Origin of the sequence: Henriciella sp. (genome assembly GCF_029936995.1) — a bacterium.
GTDB lineage: Bacteria > Pseudomonadota > Alphaproteobacteria > Caulobacterales > Hyphomonadaceae > Henriciella.
In genome coordinates this window covers 1-17,871 of the sequence record NZ_JAPYRE010000004.1, presented here as the reverse complement: position 1 = coordinate 17,871, position 17,871 = coordinate 1, and the positions used below count along the sequence as shown (strand labels likewise).

16 protein-coding genes and 2 pseudogenes are annotated in these 17,871 nt (G+C 55.6%); 10 read left to right on the top strand and 8 right to left on the bottom strand.

Annotation, left to right across the window (positions count from 1 at the left end):
- Window positions 1-62 precede the first annotated feature (62 nt).
- The gene (locus tag Q1K31_RS09700) at window positions 63-527 is read left to right on the top strand and encodes a hypothetical protein (protein WP_300379052.1); all 465 of its coding nucleotides are present in this window, start codon (window positions 63-65) and stop codon (window positions 525-527) included.
- 190 nt (window positions 528-717) lie between these two features.
- Window positions 718-1,278, top strand: coding sequence for a hypothetical protein (locus Q1K31_RS09695; protein ID WP_300379051.1), 561 nt, complete (start codon window positions 718-720; stop codon window positions 1,276-1,278).
- A 211-nt stretch (window positions 1,279-1,489) separates the two neighbouring features.
- Here the strand turns inward: Q1K31_RS09695 and Q1K31_RS09690 are convergent, their stop codons facing one another.
- The gene (locus Q1K31_RS09690; protein WP_300379050.1) at window positions 1,490-2,062 is read right to left on the bottom strand and encodes a Crp/Fnr family transcriptional regulator; all 573 of its coding nucleotides are present in this window, start codon (window positions 2,060-2,062) and stop codon (window positions 1,490-1,492) included.
- A gap of 635 nt (window positions 2,063-2,697) precedes the next feature.
- Between Q1K31_RS09690 and Q1K31_RS09685 the strand changes: the two genes are divergently transcribed.
- The 4 genes from Q1K31_RS09685 (at window position 2,698) to Q1K31_RS09670 (ending at window position 7,549) form a co-directional block, all read left to right on the top strand.
- Window positions 2,698-3,258, top strand: coding sequence for a spore coat protein U domain-containing protein (locus Q1K31_RS09685; protein ID WP_300379049.1), 561 nt, complete (start codon window positions 2,698-2,700; stop codon window positions 3,256-3,258).
- Between the two features lie 162 nt (window positions 3,259-3,420).
- Window positions 3,421-4,122 (top strand): hypothetical protein, encoded by a 702-nt coding sequence (locus tag Q1K31_RS09680; protein WP_300379048.1) that lies wholly within the window; start codon window positions 3,421-3,423, stop codon window positions 4,120-4,122.
- A 32-nt stretch (window positions 4,123-4,154) separates the two neighbouring features.
- A complete protein-coding gene (locus tag Q1K31_RS09675; RefSeq protein ID WP_300379047.1) occupies window positions 4,155-6,608 on the top strand; it encodes a fimbria/pilus outer membrane usher protein in 2,454 nt (817 codons plus the stop codon).
- Window positions 6,609-6,616: 8 nt separating this feature from the next.
- Complete coding sequence (locus Q1K31_RS09670) at window positions 6,617-7,549, top strand: hypothetical protein (protein WP_300379046.1); 933 nt, start codon at window positions 6,617-6,619, stop codon at window positions 7,547-7,549.
- Window positions 7,550-7,555: 6 nt separating this feature from the next.
- Here Q1K31_RS09670 and Q1K31_RS09665 read toward each other — a convergent pair whose 3' ends face one another.
- A complete protein-coding gene (locus tag Q1K31_RS09665) occupies window positions 7,556-7,960 on the bottom strand; it encodes a hypothetical protein (RefSeq protein ID WP_300379045.1) in 405 nt (134 codons plus the stop codon).
- A 166-nt stretch (window positions 7,961-8,126) separates the two neighbouring features.
- Window positions 8,127-8,791 (bottom strand): annotated as a pseudogene (locus tag Q1K31_RS16655) (IS6 family transposase).
- A gap of 284 nt (window positions 8,792-9,075) precedes the next feature.
- On the opposite strand from Q1K31_RS16655, the gene Q1K31_RS09655 reads away from it, so the two are divergent.
- From Q1K31_RS09655 to Q1K31_RS09645, 3 genes are read left to right on the top strand one after another with little or no spacing between them, the layout of a single operon-like run.
- A complete protein-coding gene (locus tag Q1K31_RS09655) occupies window positions 9,076-9,312 on the top strand; it encodes a DUF3489 domain-containing protein (protein WP_300379043.1) in 237 nt (78 codons plus the stop codon).
- The gene (locus Q1K31_RS09650; protein ID WP_300379042.1) at window positions 9,309-9,695 is read left to right on the top strand and encodes a DUF2924 domain-containing protein; all 387 of its coding nucleotides are present in this window, start codon (window positions 9,309-9,311) and stop codon (window positions 9,693-9,695) included. Before Q1K31_RS09655 ends, Q1K31_RS09650 begins: the two co-directional genes overlap by 4 nt.
- Entirely contained in the window at window positions 9,692-11,188 is a 1,497-nt protein-coding gene (locus Q1K31_RS09645; RefSeq protein ID WP_300379041.1) for a recombinase family protein, read from the top strand. The genes Q1K31_RS09650 and Q1K31_RS09645 overlap by 4 nt, the downstream gene beginning before the upstream one ends.
- 1,215 nt (window positions 11,189-12,403) lie before the next feature.
- On the opposite strand, the gene Q1K31_RS16650 is transcribed toward Q1K31_RS09645, so the two are convergent.
- From Q1K31_RS16650 to Q1K31_RS09635, 4 genes are all read right to left on the bottom strand, one after another.
- Complete coding sequence (locus Q1K31_RS16650; RefSeq protein WP_009802130.1) at window positions 12,404-12,514, bottom strand: IS66 family transposase; 111 nt, start codon at window positions 12,512-12,514, stop codon at window positions 12,404-12,406.
- A gap of 18 nt (window positions 12,515-12,532) precedes the next feature.
- Window positions 12,533-12,670 (bottom strand): transposase, encoded by a 138-nt coding sequence (locus tag Q1K31_RS16645; RefSeq protein WP_206740499.1) that lies wholly within the window; start codon window positions 12,668-12,670, stop codon window positions 12,533-12,535.
- An 11-nt stretch (window positions 12,671-12,681) separates the two neighbouring features.
- Entirely contained in the window at window positions 12,682-12,906 is a 225-nt protein-coding gene (locus Q1K31_RS09640) for an IS66 family transposase (RefSeq protein ID WP_009802131.1), read from the bottom strand.
- 756 nt (window positions 12,907-13,662) lie between these two features.
- Window positions 13,663-16,578: a TonB-dependent receptor gene (locus Q1K31_RS09635; RefSeq protein ID WP_034766449.1), complete on the bottom strand. Its 2,916-nt coding sequence runs from the start codon at window positions 16,576-16,578 to the stop codon at window positions 13,663-13,665.
- 419 nt (window positions 16,579-16,997) lie between these two features.
- Between Q1K31_RS09635 and Q1K31_RS16640 the strand changes: the two genes are divergently transcribed.
- Window positions 16,998-17,471 carry a MarR family transcriptional regulator gene (locus tag Q1K31_RS16640; RefSeq protein WP_051599949.1) on the top strand — a complete coding sequence of 158 codons (474 nt, stop codon included), beginning with the start codon at window positions 16,998-17,000 and terminating at the stop codon, window positions 17,469-17,471.
- A gap of 62 nt (window positions 17,472-17,533) precedes the next feature.
- On the opposite strand, the pseudogene Q1K31_RS09630 reads toward Q1K31_RS16640, so the two are convergent.
- Window positions 17,534-17,752, bottom strand: a pseudogene (locus Q1K31_RS09630) (transposase); the annotation flags it as partial.
- Between the last annotated feature and the right edge of the window lie 119 nt (window positions 17,753-17,871).

The following is a 17,871-nucleotide window of genomic DNA, read 5'->3' as shown; positions in this document are numbered from 1 at the left end:
CCTTTTAACTTCCCTTCATCACATTCCGCGAAAAAACATCTTCCAGTTCAGGAGCCCACGGCATGACAAGATATCTCATTCTCTCCGGTCTGCTCGGCTTGATGCTGGTCCCGGACGCTCTGGCCCAGGCCCTTTCGGCAAAGCAGAATGTCAGCAAGCTTATCGAGACGACTGACGAAAACGGCAATATCGTTGAAAAGCGTGTCGCGGCCGATAGCGTCGCGCCCGGGGACCGTGTGATGTACCAGTTGGATTATACGCACACAGGCCGCGAACCTGCTTCGGACATCCTCCTGACCATGGCTGTGCCACCACAGATCAAACCACTTTTCGAAGGCCTCCACGCAGGAGAGACGACCCGTTCATTTTCGGTCGATGGTGGGCAGACCTATCAGGCACTGACGACTTCCCCGGAAGGTGAAGCCCCACCGGAATTTGCAAGCGCCACACACCTGCGCTGGCAGCTGGTTTCTCCCATTCAACCGGGGGAAAGTGGATCTGTAAGTTATACCGGGATCGTGGAATAGCCCAGTTGTCCGCCCGGAGGTGGGCAGACGAAACCCATAATGACCCGTCTCAGCTCTAGCGTTTGCCGCCATTCTGCGAACCTGGTGCAGCATGGCTCAGTCGCCCCCCTGAGCGAGTATAGGCTGGTTGACCTATTGCGCCTGTAAAAGACATCGAACTAGTTTTACTTAACTAGTACGAGGTCTGAACATGAACCAAAGCATATATAGGGCGCGCTCGAGACATCGCAGGCTGGGCTTTACCAGGATCTGCCTCCTGGCGGGGCTGGCCCTTGGAACATCGACCGGCTCTTTTGCCCAGGACATCGAAGGACCGGTGCCCGGTGTCGCAATCGTCGGCGGAGAACGTGTCGACGTGATCCACACAGCCGCCGACCTGACGGACATCAAACCACGCACTTTTCCAAAATTGTATAAGATATGTGCTGGACACGCCAAACATACTTACGAAAAGCTGGCCTCTGACGAAACGATCGCCAGCGACAAGCTGATGAAGTTACATCTGAAGGCGACGACCAGTAACTCAAACTGTGAGCGTCTGGCAGAGCTGATGCTCAAGGAGTCCGCGAAAGAAAAGCTTCTTTCCAGCAACCAGTCGATCAATGACGAACTCATCAAGGCGGTCTATTCTGGCGATGCCGCAGCGCGTGAACGCACCCTTTCCATGATGGAAACGGCTGGCTGGCCCACTGGCGTGATACAGATGCATCCGGAAGATCTCGGCCTGGAGCAGCTCCCCGAACTCGATTGAACCAACATGGTGCTGTTGATCTAGTACAGATTGCTCTTCAGCATCAGTACACGTGCCAAGTCCTGCTCAACCAGAAGACCGCGTGATCCGACTAGGCGACATTACGTTTTGATATACTGGAAGGTATTTCGGGGGTGTGGAACGACACTCGCCATAATGCCCTGCACGCTAAGTCATTGGCCTTCTCTGTCGATGGATTGGCAACCAGTACCTAGCTGACGGTCCTTAACCGCTCGACATTCGTTACCAGAATATGGCCTCTAGACGTCTCTATTGCCCCCAGCCTGCTCAGCCGGGAAATCTCACGCGAAACTGTTTCACGGTTTGCACCCAGGTAGGCGGCAAACTCATCATGACTTCTAATGTGAATTTTAGCGGCTTGTCCTGAACCTTGCTCATTTGCCCGCTTTAATAATTCACGCCTGAGGCGCTCACGCACTGGGACCAAATTTGCGTCCACTAGCCTCGACATGATCTCATCAAGATCTTCTACGCATTGGGCCAGGAAGAATTGGGTTAGCTCTGGCCTGCTAAGCAGATAATTCCAGAAGATGCTTGTTTTCGTTTCGCCTACCTCACAGGGCGTAACGGCCACCCGGGAAATTTGGTCCAGCCGGTCGGGTCGAAAACCCGGCGGCAATATGACGTGCCCTCGGCTATAAACACGAGACACTGTATAACGTCCGGTTTCCGAAGTGTGGCGTTCTTCAATCGTGCCATTGAAAACAATAAGGCAGTTCTCGGAACTTCCATCATAACTGGCGATCCAGTCGCCCTCGCTCAAGTTTCTGACCTTTCCCGATATCTTTCTAAGTTCACTCAGAAACTCGACTGAATTGGGCTTCAACATCTTCGGCAAAGATTTCTACTTTCGATTGCATATAGGAGCATTAAATGCATCCCAGCACCATCCATAAGAAATAACATCCTATTTTGAAACAGTTTTGCACTTCATTTCTTCTTGAGTGACAAAAGTCACAGAATTTACGTTAAGAATTTGGTTACCAATTAGTTATGAGGGAAATCAAGGTGTAAAAATTAGCAACGACTGTTAAGCGTGTTCGTAGCTATCTCTAAAGCTAACCAGCGGAAAAGCCATATTCAGATTCAAAAAAAATATTTTGTTTCTCAATGTGTTATGCAGCTTTTTGCATTGCTATCCAATCAACCCGACCATGTCGAAGCGTTAAGCTCATCTACAAGACTGGCACGCGCCTTGCTCTCTCAAACATTAATCGCGGGCAACCAAAATTTTCTGCGATTGAATGAGAAGAGAGCGTCAACCAAAGACGCCGAAGTAAAAATCACTGGGTGGGGGATGTGTGTTTGGCCTCCCTATAAGTATATCGTCAGGAGAACTTGATTCCCCTGAGGGTTGAATATCAATGAAACGGCCGTCAGGCCAATTGGAGTATTGAAATGAAAAAGCTTCTTATCACCACGGCAATGACAGGCGCTCTCATGGCACCGGCTGCGTTCGCCGCACCGACGGATTCCACCGACCTGGAAGTTTCCGCGACTGTCATGGAAGAGTGCAGCATCGGCGAGCCGAACGCTGTGACCTTCTCGGAAGTCGAGATCAATGAAGGCGCCGGTGCAGACGCACTGCAGCTTCAGAACGGCTCCCAGGCCGACTCGCAGAACATCTACGTTAGCTGTAACTACGCAACCAGCATCTCGGTCTCTTCCGCGAATGATGGCCTGCTGAACTCGGCTGGTCAGTCGCTGGTCGACAATGATCCGGATGACTTCACCAACCTGATCAACTATCGCGTTCAGATGACGTCGACCGACGGCAGCTATTCCAACGTCGACTTCCGCACCCGTATCGGCGGCGGTTTCGTCCCGAGCGCGACCGCTGACGGCGCGTTCCACGACAACTCGCAGCTGCGCGTTGTGATCGATGCAGACGACACGTCCAAGCGTCCGGTTGCCGGCACCTACACCGACACGGCCACGATCTCGCTCGGCCCGATCTAAGTCGGAACTGTATGCCACTATTCAGAAGGGGGAGCCGCGGTTCCCCCTTCCGTTTTTCTACCAGATACAATTCCTTAACGTGATTTTGCTCATTCAGGCGGGGTATCGCTGAATAGCGGGGGGAGAACAGTGCTCAGAAAACTACTCTTTATTTGCGGTGTCATGATGCTCGCCCTTACGGCGAACCAGGCTGATGCTGCGCGCGTTTCCCCGATGATCGTCGAGGTCACCCCGATCGGCCGCCAGTCTGTTGCTCGCGTCGAGCTCATCCATTCCGGCGAGTCGGATTTCCCGGTTGAAGTTCAAATGTTCCGGGGCGTCATCAGCGAAGCTGGCGAACTTGAGCTGACCCCTGCCGACGAAGATTTCCTTGTTTTTCCCGCGCAGGTCATCGTGCCAGCGCGATCCCAGCAGGTCTTCCGCATCCAGTATATTGGCGAACCGGAGCTTTCGTCCTCTGACATGTACTACATGCAGATCCGCCAGATCCCTGTCGACGTGACCGGCGACCAGAATGAGGTTCAGGTCGTGGTCAATTTCAATGTCCTGGTGAATGTGATCCCTGACGGCGCCACTCCGGAACCTTACGTCGAATCCATCACGCCCGTGGTTCGCGGCGATGTAAACGGTATCGAGGTGCGCCTGGAAAATCGCGGCACCCGCTACTTCACCGCCGGGTCCCTGCCCTGGCGCATCAGCGGCACGGCCGAAGATGGCTCAGCGGTAGACCTGCGGCTTCAGCCCGAAGACGTCGCCCAGCAGATCGGTGTCGGCGTGGTCGCGCCCGATCGTGCGCGAGTGTTTTTCATCCCGACTGAAAAGCCACTCGTTGAAGGCTCGATCCAGGCCAGCGTGGTGCGCTGACCATGCTTAGGGGGGAGTCCGGGGTCCTGCTGATGAGGGTCAGCAGCCTTGCCATCGCCACGGCGTTTTTGTGCGGCCCGGGGATAGCACAGTCGTCTGGCCAATCAGTGCAGACCGGCAATACCGCAGCGGCGCAGCAGTCCGCCCGCTCAATTACAATGTCCGTCCCGCTGGTCTGGGAAGGCCGGGTCCTCAACGACGTGATCGTGCAGGTCCAGCCCGATGGAACAACGGCCATCGAAAGCCAGTCGCTGCAGGCCGAACTCAGCCAGCTGCTCACTGACACAGGCGTACGCCGGCTGGACGATATAATCGGCGGTGATCCATTCGTGTCCTCCGAGGATCTGGCTGCGGGTGGCTTCGACATAACCTTCAGCATGTCGCGGCTGGAGCTGGTGGTGAATGCGATTGACCCGACCCTGCGTCCGGTCGAACCGCTGCGCGGGCGCCGCGAACAACGCGCGCCGCTGCAGCCGTCGATCGAGCCTGCAGGTTTCAGCGCGTACCTCAATACCAATGTGAACCTGGTCCACCGCGACCAGGGGGACTCGACACCGCCGGATGTCTTTCTGCTTGGGGCAATGAGATATCGGAATGTCGTCCTGGAACTTGACGGCGGCTTCACCGAAAGCCTGGACAATGAGTACAGCTTTTATCGTCGCTCCTTGCGCGCCGTCTATGACGAGCCAGACAGCTATCGACGGTGGAGCGCTGGCGATCTCCAGCTCGACAATACCGGTATTCTGCAGACACCGTTTATCGGCGGCGTCGCCGTAGAGAAGAGCCGCCGGACCTTCGATCCACTGACAGCCCGGGTAAACCTCGGCGGGCGCGAGCTGTTCATCGCGTCGCCATCCACCGTCGAAGTCATTATCAACGGGGCCTCCTACCAGACCCTGGATCTGCGGCCCGGCACCTACAGCCTTGAAGATCTGCCGATCCAGACCGGCTCTAACGATGTCCAGCTTGTTGTCCGCGACGGCTCCGGACGTGAGCAGGTGACCCGGTTCGACTATTTCTACGACCCGATCGAACTGCGGGCCGGCGAAGAGGAATATACAGCGGCGATCGGCGCCGTTGCCAACGAGCTGAGCCTGCAGCCGGAATACTCAAGCGATCTCGCCTTCATCGGGCACTACCGCAAGGCGTTGAGCGACATCTTCATTCTCGGCGGCGGCATACAGGCCTCACAAGATCTTCAGGTCGTGTCCGCTGAAACGCAGGTCGTCCCGCAGGTCATTCCCGGCAGCTTCGACCTTCAGGGCGCGGTCAGCACGGGGGACAGCACCGGCATCGCCCTGCGCGGCGGCTATCGCCTCGTCATTGGCAGTGGTTACGGCGCCAAACGGCTCTCTGCCTCGTTCGATTATGAAGACGAGAACTTCCAGAGTGTCGGCAACATCTTCCGGTCCAGCTTTGAAACGCTCTCGGTGAACGCATCCTATAGCCAGTCACTTACCCGGCGAACCTCGATGGTCGCTGGCGCGAACTATTTCTCGCGCTCGCGCGGCCGGGACCAGAGCACCTATTTTCTCGACGTAAATCATCGCCTCTATGACAATGTCCGCGCCACCGCAGGCGTAGAGTACGGGACCGGCTCGATCTACGAATCCAACTTCGGCATCCGTGTCGGGCTTTCCGTGCTTTTCGGCAACCGGCACCGCGGCGACGTAACCTATCAGAGCCGCCGCGAGCTTGCGCGCGCCTCCCTCTCTCGCGGATCGGACAACCAGGTCGGTTCGGTCGGTTATTCGGTCAATGTTCAGGAATCGCTGGGCAGCGCCTCGGTCGACGGTGTGGTCGATTATGTCTCCAACCGCTTCGAAGCGCGGGCCTCGCTCGCCTCGTCTGGCAATGGGCTGGGAGGTATCACGGACGATCAGACCGCCCGGCTGCAAATCGGCACATCGCTGGCCTTTGCAGACGGCTCATTTGGTGTCGGCCGCCCGATCCAGGATTCCTTCCTGCTGGCCCACCCCCACAAGACACTTGATGGCACCAACGTCATCACCGGGCGCAGCCTGCGGGGCGCTGGCTATGAGGCGTCCAGCGGTATTCTCGGTGCCGCCGTCGTGAACCGCCTGTCTTCCTACAATACCCAGGACGTCCAGTACGACATCGACACGCTCGAAGCCGGCTATGATATCGGGTCCGGTGTCGTTCGCGTCGACCCTCCGTTCCGCAGTGGTTATGAGCTGCAGGTCGGCGATGAAAGGTTCGTGAGCGCGGTCGGTTTCCTCCGGATTGGCGACGCCCCCGCTGAGCTGGCGACGGGTATCATCACATCGCAAGACGACGAAGGGTTTGAGCCCGAGCCCTTCTTTACCAATTCTGCGGGTCGTTTTGGTATTATCGGGCTTGCACCGGGGCGGACCTACACCGTCCGCCTCAACGACACGCGTCAGGCGTTCACCATCAAGGTCCCTGAGGACAATACAGGCCTCTACCGGCTGGATACGATCAATCTTCAGGCTGCATCTGAATAGGAGCCATCATGCGCAATACGATATTCATCGCTCTCATCTCCATGTTGGCCTTCCCTGCAACTGCGAACGCGCAGGATTGCCGGCCAGCTTTTTCCGATGGCGACCAGTCGCTCAGCCTCAACGGCGACAGTATCGAACCCGGCGGACGGGCCACGGAAAATTTCACCGTGCGCATCCTGAACGAGGCGCGCACCGAAACGCGGCAGGATGATCGCCGCGGTTTCCCTGGACAGCGGTGCGAGGCCAGGCTGCGTATCGCGCGGATTGGCGCGCTGCCCGGGCCCGATTTCCCGCCATACTCACTGCGCACCCCTCGCAATCGGCAGATAGAGGTTCTGCCCGATGCAGCATCCGGCGGCACGACCGACAGTGATGTCCCCATCGCAAACGTGCCGGCGGGGCCAGAGGGCCGGGCTGTGCCAGTCCGGCTGAGTGTTCCGACCGAATGGGGACTTCGTGCAGGCACCTATACCGAGCAGCTCGAGCTCCTGCTCATTGACGACGCCGGCAATATCGCCGACCGGTCATCACTGACGCTCACGATCATCATTCCGCCGGCATCTTCGCTGCGTCTGGTCGGGGCTGTTGTGGGCTCCGGTGACAGCGGGCCCGCCCAGATCGATCTCGGCAACCTGTCCAGCACCACCGAAACACGCTCCAACCCGTTCGCCGCCCGCATCTTCAGCACGGCGCCCTATTCTGTCGAATTCAGCTCGGCGAATATGGGCAGCCTTCTGCATGAGCAGGGAAGCGAGCAAATCCCCTACCGCCTCTTCTTCGACGGCACCGAGGTCGACCTCGCTGGCACGTACGAGATCGCTTTTCCCGAGCACACGTCCCAGGCGGGTGACCGGCGCGCCATGCGCATTGTGGTGCCACCGGTCGTTGCACTGGCAGGCAGCTATTCGGACCGGATCACAATGACCGTAACGGCAATGTAGAGAAGATTAGATGATCGTCAGTCCGAGACTGATGGAAATGCCTTCGACGAGACCGTTGCTCTGAATCGTGACCGGCACGCTGCCAGCGATCGGGCCATTGCGGAAAGCGACATCGCTCACGCCGGAGCTGTCGAGTTCGCGGACCTGGCCGTTATAATTGATCTCGACTTCTTCTCCGCCGGCCAGAGTCCGGTGAGAGGCGATCACGCGAAAGCCGCGACCGCTATTGCACATCTCGAAAACCGTACCGCTCGCGGAGGAACCGTTCGAATCAACCGTAATGGCTGTGGATTCGATCTGGCAGACTTCGGGCACAACGACTGTAATATCGACATTTCCTGCCGCTTCTGTATTCCCCGGCGCTCCATATAAGAGACTAACAGCTGCAATGGCGGAAACATATCTATACATCACGTTCTCCTTCCGGAGAGCCAATAACAAAAAAACGTTAAGAAAAAATGGTTTACCCACCTCAAATTCACTGCCGCATCAAAGACAAAATCGTACTGTCAGTCGAATGTGAACCGATCTCCAATATCGTTAAGCGCCCCTTCCCCCATCAAGTCAGAAGCCTGCGTCATTCTAGGAGGGCGGCATTTCGCATGGATTTAAAGGTCTGGCGGTGATTGATATGGCGTTCGAGATTGAAATGATTGTGAAACGTAGCGTGGGTCGAAGCGAATTTTTGCGGGTTCGACCTTAGTCTGAACCTCAGCATCGCTCGCTCTCGTCGCCTAAACGGCAAGTGCGAATTCTTGACTCGATTATTCAGATGGCGACCGACTTACTGGCGGTCGACGTTTCCTATTTCCTTTATCGCGGTGCTATATGATCTGAGCCTGTCCGTCACGATGGCTTGTGGATTTCCGTACCGTTTCATTGCCTTCTTCAGGAAGCGCAATGCCACTGATTTATCTCGTGTTTTGGTGAAATAGCTTTCAAGCACTTCGTCTTCATGATCGACGTCGCGCCAGAGGTAATGCGTCTCCACGTTGATCTTCACGAACACCTCATCCAGGTGCCACCGCCATTGTGGAATCCGACGCATGTAACTTGCCCGGCGAAGATAGGTCCAAAACGGTCCACCCAATTCCTCGCACTCTCGTGGCAAACGTCAATGCCACGCTCATGGAGTACGTCTTCTACGTTGCGCGGAGAAAGCGGGAAGCGGACATGTATCATCACCGCAAGCTGGATGATCTCCGGTGACGTTTTGATATAACGGAATGGATTTCGGGGCATTCATTAATGCTAGCCAACCTACCCTACTCCCTCGATCGCCGGGGTCCGCTGACAAAGCCGGCCATCGCCTCGACAACCAGCTCACGGATCGGGTCCAGTTCATCCATGCCCCTAACGTGCCCCGACATCCCACGACCAGTCCACGCAGCTTTTTCGAAACCCGCTGGACTTCGCCCCTGATCCGAGCATTGCTGTCGTCAACAACAGATCGCGTAGCCCGGTAGCGCCCCGGGCTTGTCTCAGTGGGGGCGAATGATCGCCCCCGCAATCACAAGGAGACACGCATGACTGAACAACCGACAATTCACGCGCCGAAAGACGGCACCAAGGAAGCCCGTCTCGTCGAGGCCCTGAAAGGCAAGGGCCAGACGCTGGACCAGCTCTGTGGCCTGCTGTCCTGGCAGCCGCATACGGTCCGGGCGGCCCTCACCCGCTTGCGCAAGCGCGGCTATGTCATCGAGTGCGTCGCGAAGACAGAAACGTCGGCGGCGCGTTTCAAGCTGCGGACAGCCAAGTCATGAGCAAGGCAGACTTCTCCGAGCTTTCCCGGGAAGAGCTCATTGCGCGCTGGGTCGAGATCATCGGCTCAGCGCCTCCGCCCAAGCTTCGCGCGCCGATGATGGCGAAAATCCTGACCTGTGAGCAGCAATGGCAGGCGTCGGGCAAACCACGCGCTGTGCTCATGCGGAAGCTCTCACGCCTTGCGGGCGCGTCCGAAACCGACAAAGTGGCCAACCACGGCCATAGGCTCGTGCGCGAATGGAACGGGGTCGAGCACATCGTCGACGTAACCGAGGACGGCTATGTCTGGAAAGGCCGGACCTGGCGATCCCTCAGCGCCATCGCCCGCGAGATCACCGGGACAAAATGGTCGGGCCCGCGCTTTTTCGGGGTACGGACATGAGCCGGGTGCGATGCGCGATCTATACCCGCAAGTCGTCCGACGAGGGCCTCGACCAGGCCTTCAACTCGCTCGATGCCCAGCGCGAGGCTTGCGAGGCCTATATCCAGTCCCAACGCCATGAGGGCTGGAAAATCCTTCGCGAGCATTATGATGATGGCGGGATATCCGGGGGCACAATGGACCGCCCTGGCTTGCAGCGACTACTTGCAGAGATCGAGGCGGGCCGGATCGACATGGTGGTTGTCTACAAGATTGACCGGCTGACTCGCTCGCTGGCCGATTTTGCCCGACTGGTTGAAACCCTGGAAGCAGCCGGCACCTCCTTCGTCTCGGTGACCCAGCAGTTCAATACCTCGACAAGCATGGGCCGGCTCACCCTGAACGTGCTTCTGTCCTTTGCCCAGTTCGAGCGCGAGGTCACCGCCGAGCGTATCCGCGACAAGATTGCCGCCTCCAAGAAGAAGGGTCTCTGGATGGGCGGGTTTCTCCCGCTGGGCTATGACAAGCGTGACGCTGGTCTTGTCATCAACAAGTCTGAAGCCCGCACCGTCACCACCCTGTTCGAAAAGTATCTTGAGCTCGGTAACGTCCGCCAGCTCAAGGACTTCGCGGATGTGAATGGCCTGACGACCAAGCAGCACACTTTCACAAGCGGGCGGGCCTATGGCGGCAAGCCCTTCTCGCGCGGGCATCTCTACCAGCTGCTGTCCAATCCGATCTATCGCGGCAAGATCAGGCATCGCGACAAGGTGCATGATGGCCAGCACGAGGCGATCATTCCCGAAGACCTCTGGCACCGCGTCCAGGCACAGCTCGAGGCCAACCGACACGATCGGAAGAGCGGAAAGAACACCGCCAACCCCTCCCCGCTTGCCGGCAAGGTCTTCGACGAGACCGGGCATCCGTTTACAGCCAGCCATGCGCGGAAAGGCGAGCGGCGATATCGCTACTATGTTTCTCGAGACCGCGAGATTCGGCTGCCGGCCCGCGAACTCGAGCGGACCGTTCGCGAGGCGCTTGATCAGAACATACGGATGGATCTTGATCCTGACGCATCAGTCACGAACTCACTTGAAAAAATCCAGCGTGTCATAATTGGAAACGAAACGGTCGCCCTCCACCTGGCTGGCGTTGATGAGATCGAGCCAATACAGATAACTTACACCCAACGGCGTCGAGGGGTCGAGCGTAAGCTGGTCCTTGATCGCCATCTTCCATCGCGCAAGATCGACAAGGTGCTGATCCGCCGAATCGTGCGGGCGATGAGCTGGCTTGAAGCCATCAAGGCCGGCCAGTCTATCAGCGAGATTGCGAAAGAGCAGGACATCTCGGCGACCTACATCACTCACAATATTGACCTGGCCTTTCTTTCGCCGCGCGTGCTTGATGCGATCAGTGGAGGCCGCCAGGCGCCGCATGTCTCGGCTTACCAGCTTTCCAAGATCTCGATCCCGGTGAAATGGGAACACCAGGACGCGATTTTTCTTTCCTGAAAAGCTTTCCTGTTCTGCTTTTCGGGCCGCTTGATTTCCCTGTTCTGACGAGAAAATTCCCTGTTCTTTGATCCCAAATTCCCTGTTCTTTCGCTTAGGGAATTTCCTCGGAATCCCCAGTTGTGACGGGGCTCTTAGAGGGGGCTAAATCTGCCCTCTCCCTGTTAATTCGCCCAAATTCCCTGTAAATCACCCATTATCAGGGAAATCGCGGGACAAAGCTGACTGAAAAATTCGCGCGCGGAGACTCTTACGGAATTCGCCCTGTCCGGAATCAGGGAGAGACGGGAATCGAGGAATTCGGCCCGAAATGCCGCCTGCAAGTCCCGGAATTGTCGGGACTATTCGCAGACGCCTCTATTCTCGGGATTTTCGGAAGACTGGCTGGCGGGCCGTGCGGGATGAAGGTGGGCACTATTGCTACGCGATAGCACTATGATGACATTAACATTTTCGGTTGTTGGCTGGAATGGAAGCCATTTGATACGGAGGTCGCAGGGTGTCCACACATGATCCAGGAGGAGCCGCGCAGAGGCGGGAAAAATTCTTCGGAAGGACGGTTTCAAGGTCCGGCAGGTGTCGTCCAAGTCACCCGGCGTTAGCCGGGAACAAGGGGCGAGGCACTTCATTTGGAAATGGAAAGAACTTCTACTGGCCGGCTGCGGCTTCATCGCGTATCACCATTACTGATGAATTGACCTGATGCAGGACGCTTGACGGGGGTGCCCAATGGAATCGAGGCTGGCCACAAGCTTTGAGGACTTAAAAAGGTGTATTGCAGGGGAAAGGTGACACCCGACGTCTGGTCACCTCTCGGCGCCAAAAGCGTCTCGACGATGAAAAGTGCTGGTGCGCCGATCGGTTTTTAGTCAAGAAAGCGGGACGTGCTTGCGTACTCCTCGCTCGGGCCGGAGCAGTTTGAGGTTGCCTGGAAAGCTGGCATCGATTTTTGGACGACAGTTCCGAAAGAATCCGCGTGGGTGTTCGTTGTAAAGACCGGATTAAAGTCAGATGAACTCGACCTTGTGTGCGGCAAGATTGACTATCCGAAGACGATCCGGGTCGACCAAGGCTCTGAGTTCATCTCCCGTGAACTTCGACCTATAGGCACATCCAAACAATGTGACGCTGGACGCCTCACGGCCCGGAAAACCGACAGACAGTAAGCGCCTCGCCGATCGCCTACGGATTTAGGCATGACATTTTCCGGAATCGTCAGGGCATGAGTTCCTCGATCTGGCTCTGCGGATGGCCGTTGATGATGGCGTCGAAGGTATCTGCGCGGTAGGCAATGGGATTAACGTCGTTGAGCTTGCAGGTGGCCACGACGGATGAGAGCAGCGCTCAGTTTTCGGCCGCGATCTCGTGTCCAGAAAACAGGGCATTTTTTCTGATTAGGCATATCGGCCGGATGGCGTTTTCGACCGGGTTGGTATCGAACTCGAGCCGGCCATCGCCAGGAAGCGGGTGAGCCCTTCCCAATGGGCAAGACCTTAGAGAATGTCTTCGGCCAGCTTAGAGCCGGAGGAGACCCTTGACAATTGCTTTTCAAACCAGGGCTTCAAGGCGGCTATGATCGGGGAGGAGTGCCGTTGTCGCGCGGCGATCCGAGTTTGTGGCGTCATTCCTCGCACCGTCGCCTCAATGGCGTATAGCTTAGTGAACTGGCGCACGGCGGCCTCGGCGATCGGGGACTTGGTGTTGCGCGCCAGCTTCACGAACCTTCGGCGCAGATGGACCCAGCATTGGACGAGCTTCCACGGTCCTTGCGGTCATTCCAGGCGCGTCAGCCGTTCGCTGACGTCCTGGCCAATCCTGGCCATCTCGCCGCAGCCGCACGGGCACAACGCGCGCTCGGGCTAGATGACCTGCTGCACCCGCGGCCTCACGCCGACAGGCGCGCGCCGAGCGCCTGAGCTTTGGGATGGCTCCGGGCTCGGCGCGCTCGCCAACCAACACGCTTTGAGCTATTCAACCAACGGACTCTCCCAATAATCTCGGAACCCATTGGGGGCGCCTCAGGACGTCCATTTTGCCGTCTGCTCCCAATTGGACCGTCCGACTCTAACGATCGGCGGACTCTTGCCACATTCACCTCATGCGCCGCACGAGGGGAGCAGTGTGGCGCTTACGACAGACAATGACTTTTCATCGAGTCATTCAATGGCCGGCTCAGGGCAAAATGCCTGAACCAGCACTGATGGATCGCCTCGTTAGAGCCAGCCCGTAGAGGTAAGGAAGCGCCAAATACTCCAGCCCTGAATGAGGGCACTTTTAGGGGCGGTTCAGAAAGGGTCAGACTCTCGAAATAAACGCGGGACGCTTGGGGCTCAGGTCAGTTTTTTCGGATACCGCGCAGGGGTGCAAACAGCAGAAGGCGATGAACCAGCGACCCTCTCGATTATTGAGGCCAGAAGATTTCTGCTGTTCTTCTAGCCTCCTCGCATGCATGCGTCATGTTTCGTCGGTACTTGCTACCATGATTTCGAAATTGTGACTCCGTACAATGCCGGTTCAGTCAGAAACACATTGCTATAAAGTCCAGGGCTGTCGTCCTGCAAATAGGCTCCCGTTATCACCTCTTCGTCAAACAGGTTTTTGGCAAAAGCTGTGATTTGGAAGCCGGTGTCATTATTCGCCAAGACAAGAGAAAGATTGACATTTTCCCAGCTGGAAATCTCGTCGCGCGGAACATTCCAGATACGAGCAAAGCTCTCCGTCTGATAGTAATAATCACCGCGGATTGTCAGATCCCAGCTACTATTACCAAGAGATGGAAAAGTATACTCCGCTGCCAAGTTTAGCGTAGTATCCGGAGCACCCGGCAGATTGTTGTCGCTGAGGTTTTTGTTGACGCCGTCGAATGGCGTCAATGCGCCGATTGTGCGGAGTGATCCGTCCCCATCGACATAGGACACATTTCCCAGCCCAAAAGTCGCCTCCTGACCTGCAAAACTGCCAAGACACAGCCCAGCGGTAGAGCCCGCGCCAAGTTGCCCGGCCTCGATTGCGCCTAAAATCGTTGCATACCCTTCTGCGGAAACAGCGCAGTTCGAATAGCTTGCCGCGTTCTTCAGAACCACGAAATCGGAGTTACCGGCCGTGCGATCAAGGACGTCAATCGCAAAAACATCAACCAGCTTAGATTCGAGCAAACCGATATTTGCAGACAGCAGCCAGTTACTTCCGGGCGCCCAAAGATATTCAATCTCCAGGCCGTACACCTCAGCATCGACATTGAAATTCACCGATGAGCGGTTGATCACCTGAGTGATCTGATAATCCGTATAGTCATAATAGAAGCCTGCGAGATTAAGTTGCTGTGTGCCTCCTGCGAACCGATTCTTGGTTCCCATTTCGTATGCATTGATGAACTCTGGTTCAAAAGTTGATGGGAATGCGTTGGCATTTTCCGAAGGCTGCGGTGGGTTTATACCACCTCCCTTGTAACCGCGGGAGTAAAAGCCATACAGAAGCGTATCATCTGTGAACGACAAATCCGGTGTCCAATCAAATCCGGCGCGCCCTGTAACCTCTTCAAATTCAACCTCGAAAATTCCGTCGACATTTCCGTCCAGGTTCGTCTCTGTCGCCGGATCCGGAACCGGAGCTAATGGATCCGCGCGGACGACATCAGGCGTGAAGAGATAGGTCGGAATATTCTTTTGCGACTTTTCATCCTTCGTGTAGCGCAATCCGAGCGTGAAGGTCAGTTCATCATTTATATCATAATATGCTTCCCCGAAGAGCGCTGTCGACTGCAACTCATAAGGGGAAACTGTCCGGAAGTAATTTCGTCCCAAGCCGTTGAGTGAATTGCCGATATTTGAGTCGCCATCCACATTGGACTCATCAAGGCTTGCAGGGAATGGAACTCCCGGAATCACTGGTGGTCCACCAGCTGCAAGTGATGCGTTGTGTAATTGCAGCAGACCGGTAAGGGCATTGCTTATGAAGTAGTATCCATCGATTACATCGTCATTGCCCGCCTCATAGTCCATATAGATGGCGCCGAGATTGAAATTCAGCGGGCCACTAAAATCCGACTGTAGACGCAGTTCTTGTGTAAATGCCTCTGTTGTCTCACCGGATGGATCCGCCACCGTATAAAAGTTCGAAGGGCCGATCTGCGGGTCATTGACGACGCCGCCGGGGAAAACTGAATTATAGAGATCGACTTGCGGATTTATCCCTGGAGGAATTGCTGACAAGTCATTGAAGGTGATTGTGGGCTCGACTTTGGAGACATCCTCAAGAGAGAATACAGATGTTTCATTGAAACTCGACAATGAAGTCAATTTCAGGACTTCGTTAATGTCCCATGACAAACTAAGTGTCCACAGATCCTGTTCGGCTTGGTAAAATGGGTCAAATCCTGCCGCAATAGTTCGCAAATCCTGAATGGCTGGTGCCGTGAATGCATCTCCACTTAGCAGTCCAACCTGAACAGCTAGTCCACCCGCCAGCGTCGCGACCGAATTCACCGTATCGTGCGACTCGTCAAGAGGCGCACTTAGGCAGCCCTGAGACGTGAAAATCTGATCTTCGAAGGCGATGGGAATTCCCGCAAAGCTAGTATCTAGAGGGTCTTTCCGGCAAAGCTGCTTGCCCGAGCGAAGACGCGTATCGTCTTCTTCGAAATGTTCATATAATAGCCACCCACTAAATGAGTCGGTCGGCTCAAATCCAAGAGTGGCGCGGACTGACCACAAGTCCCGGTCGTCAATATCGTTGCCGGTGACTATATTATCAACGTACCCGTCGCGTTGCGTGAGAGATCCGGCAACTCGAAGGGCAACCCGTTCTCCTACGGGCAAATTGACCATGCCGTTAGCTTTTACTGAATTATAGTTCCCGTAAGTTAGCGCGGCGTCTGCCTGGAATTCTTCGAAAACCGGCTTGGCGGTGATCAGGTTGAACACTCCCCCATTAGCGTTTCGGCCATAGAGTGTTCCTTGTGGTCCACGGAGGATCTCGACCCTTTCAGTGTCAAAGAATTCCGATTCGAAAAGTCTGTTCGATTGAAGGGGGACGTCGTTCTGATGTATGCCCACCCCGGCATCGCCGGATGTTGCTACCACATCCACTCCTATGCCTCTGATTTTGAGGTTGAAGCCGGTAAATTGTCCTTTTGTGAACGACAGGTTCGGCACGGCTTTTGTGAGATCTGGACCACCAGTTAACTGGAGTCTATCAATTGCCTCTTCATCAAAAGCAGAAACAGCTATTGGTACGTTCTGAAGCGACTCTGAAGTTTTCTGAGTTGTGACAACAACTGTCCGCAGTTTTCTCACATCACCTTCTTCTTGAGCTTCGGCTGCGAACAAGACGCTCGAAACCGATACTGTTGTGTATAGAAATGCTGTCTTGGCCAATCTCGTGAAAATCATAATTTCCTCCCATTATGGTATCCGTCTATTGCGGATTTGCGCATCATTGTACGAAGTCATACCATATGCAAGCAGATGGGATGCCGGGGCATTTTATTTTTTCAGGGGGGGGCGAAGCTCAGTTCGCTAACATACAGTATGGACATGCCCGTAAATTTTGAGTAATGGAGTTTGCAACAGTTGGCAGTCCGAGTGCCCGCTGCTTTTCTGAGTGGTGGAATGTCAAAATTGTCGTTCCGACGAAGTGAGAAAGGTATCGCATCGTCAGGAAGACGTCCTCCCAACATTCCGTAGCTCTGGGAAACTTGCTGGCTAGATTAATCTAGCCAGCACTTTTTCTTGCTCTGAACATAACGGTTGAATATCGAGCTGCACAAAGCCAGACTGAACTTTTGACACCATGGCAAGGTTTGGTTGGAATGGCCCAAAAGAATAATCAAAGATTCGCTGACAGTGATTTCTTGAACGATGAGCGAATTGAACTGGCTTTTCTGATAGGCCGTGTCACGCGCGAGCTTCGGCGTCGATTCGATGTGGATATGGCTGCATTGGAACTGACGCGGGCACAATGGAGGGCGATGCTGTATGTTTTTCGGCTTTCTAACCCCACGCAAACTGAATTAGCCGAGATAATGGAGCTGGGGCGAGCTTCAGTCGGGGCTCTGATAGACCAATTAGAGCGGAGTGGATATGTATCCCGGGTCGCGGACAGTCAGGATCGTCGTGTGTGGAGAGTCGTGCCTTCCAGATTGGCACTCTCCCGGCGGTCTAAAATTGACCGGGCTGGAAGGCGCGTGGCCGCTGAGTTATTTGCGGAGTTCGAAGAGAAAGATCTTAGAAACCTCCGTCGATGTCTTGAAAAGCTAATCCCTAAGAATCCAGCCGAAAATTAAGCTGCGTGATTTCAGTAACTTGTGATTCTGACGCGCTTGGGTCTGGTGGTCCGGCCTTGGCGTTAAAATCCAGTGGCGATTTTGACCTTGCCACCATGGCATAGGCTGGCGTTACGGGCAAACTCGTCGGGAGATTGCCCATTGTGAGCCATGTGAAGCCGGCTCTCATTGGAGTCGCGCCTCCACGCCTCGATCAGCCGCCTTGCCTCGGCCAAGGAGGCGAACCAGTTGATGTTGAGGCACTCGTCCCGGAGCGATCCATTGAAGGACTCGACCTGAGCCCCAAGCGTCCCTCATTCATTTCGAGAGTCTAGCCCTTTCTGAACCGCTCCCAAAATTGCCCTCATTCGGGGCTGGAGTTTTTGGCGCTTCCTCACCTTAGCGGGCTGGTTTCGCCGAG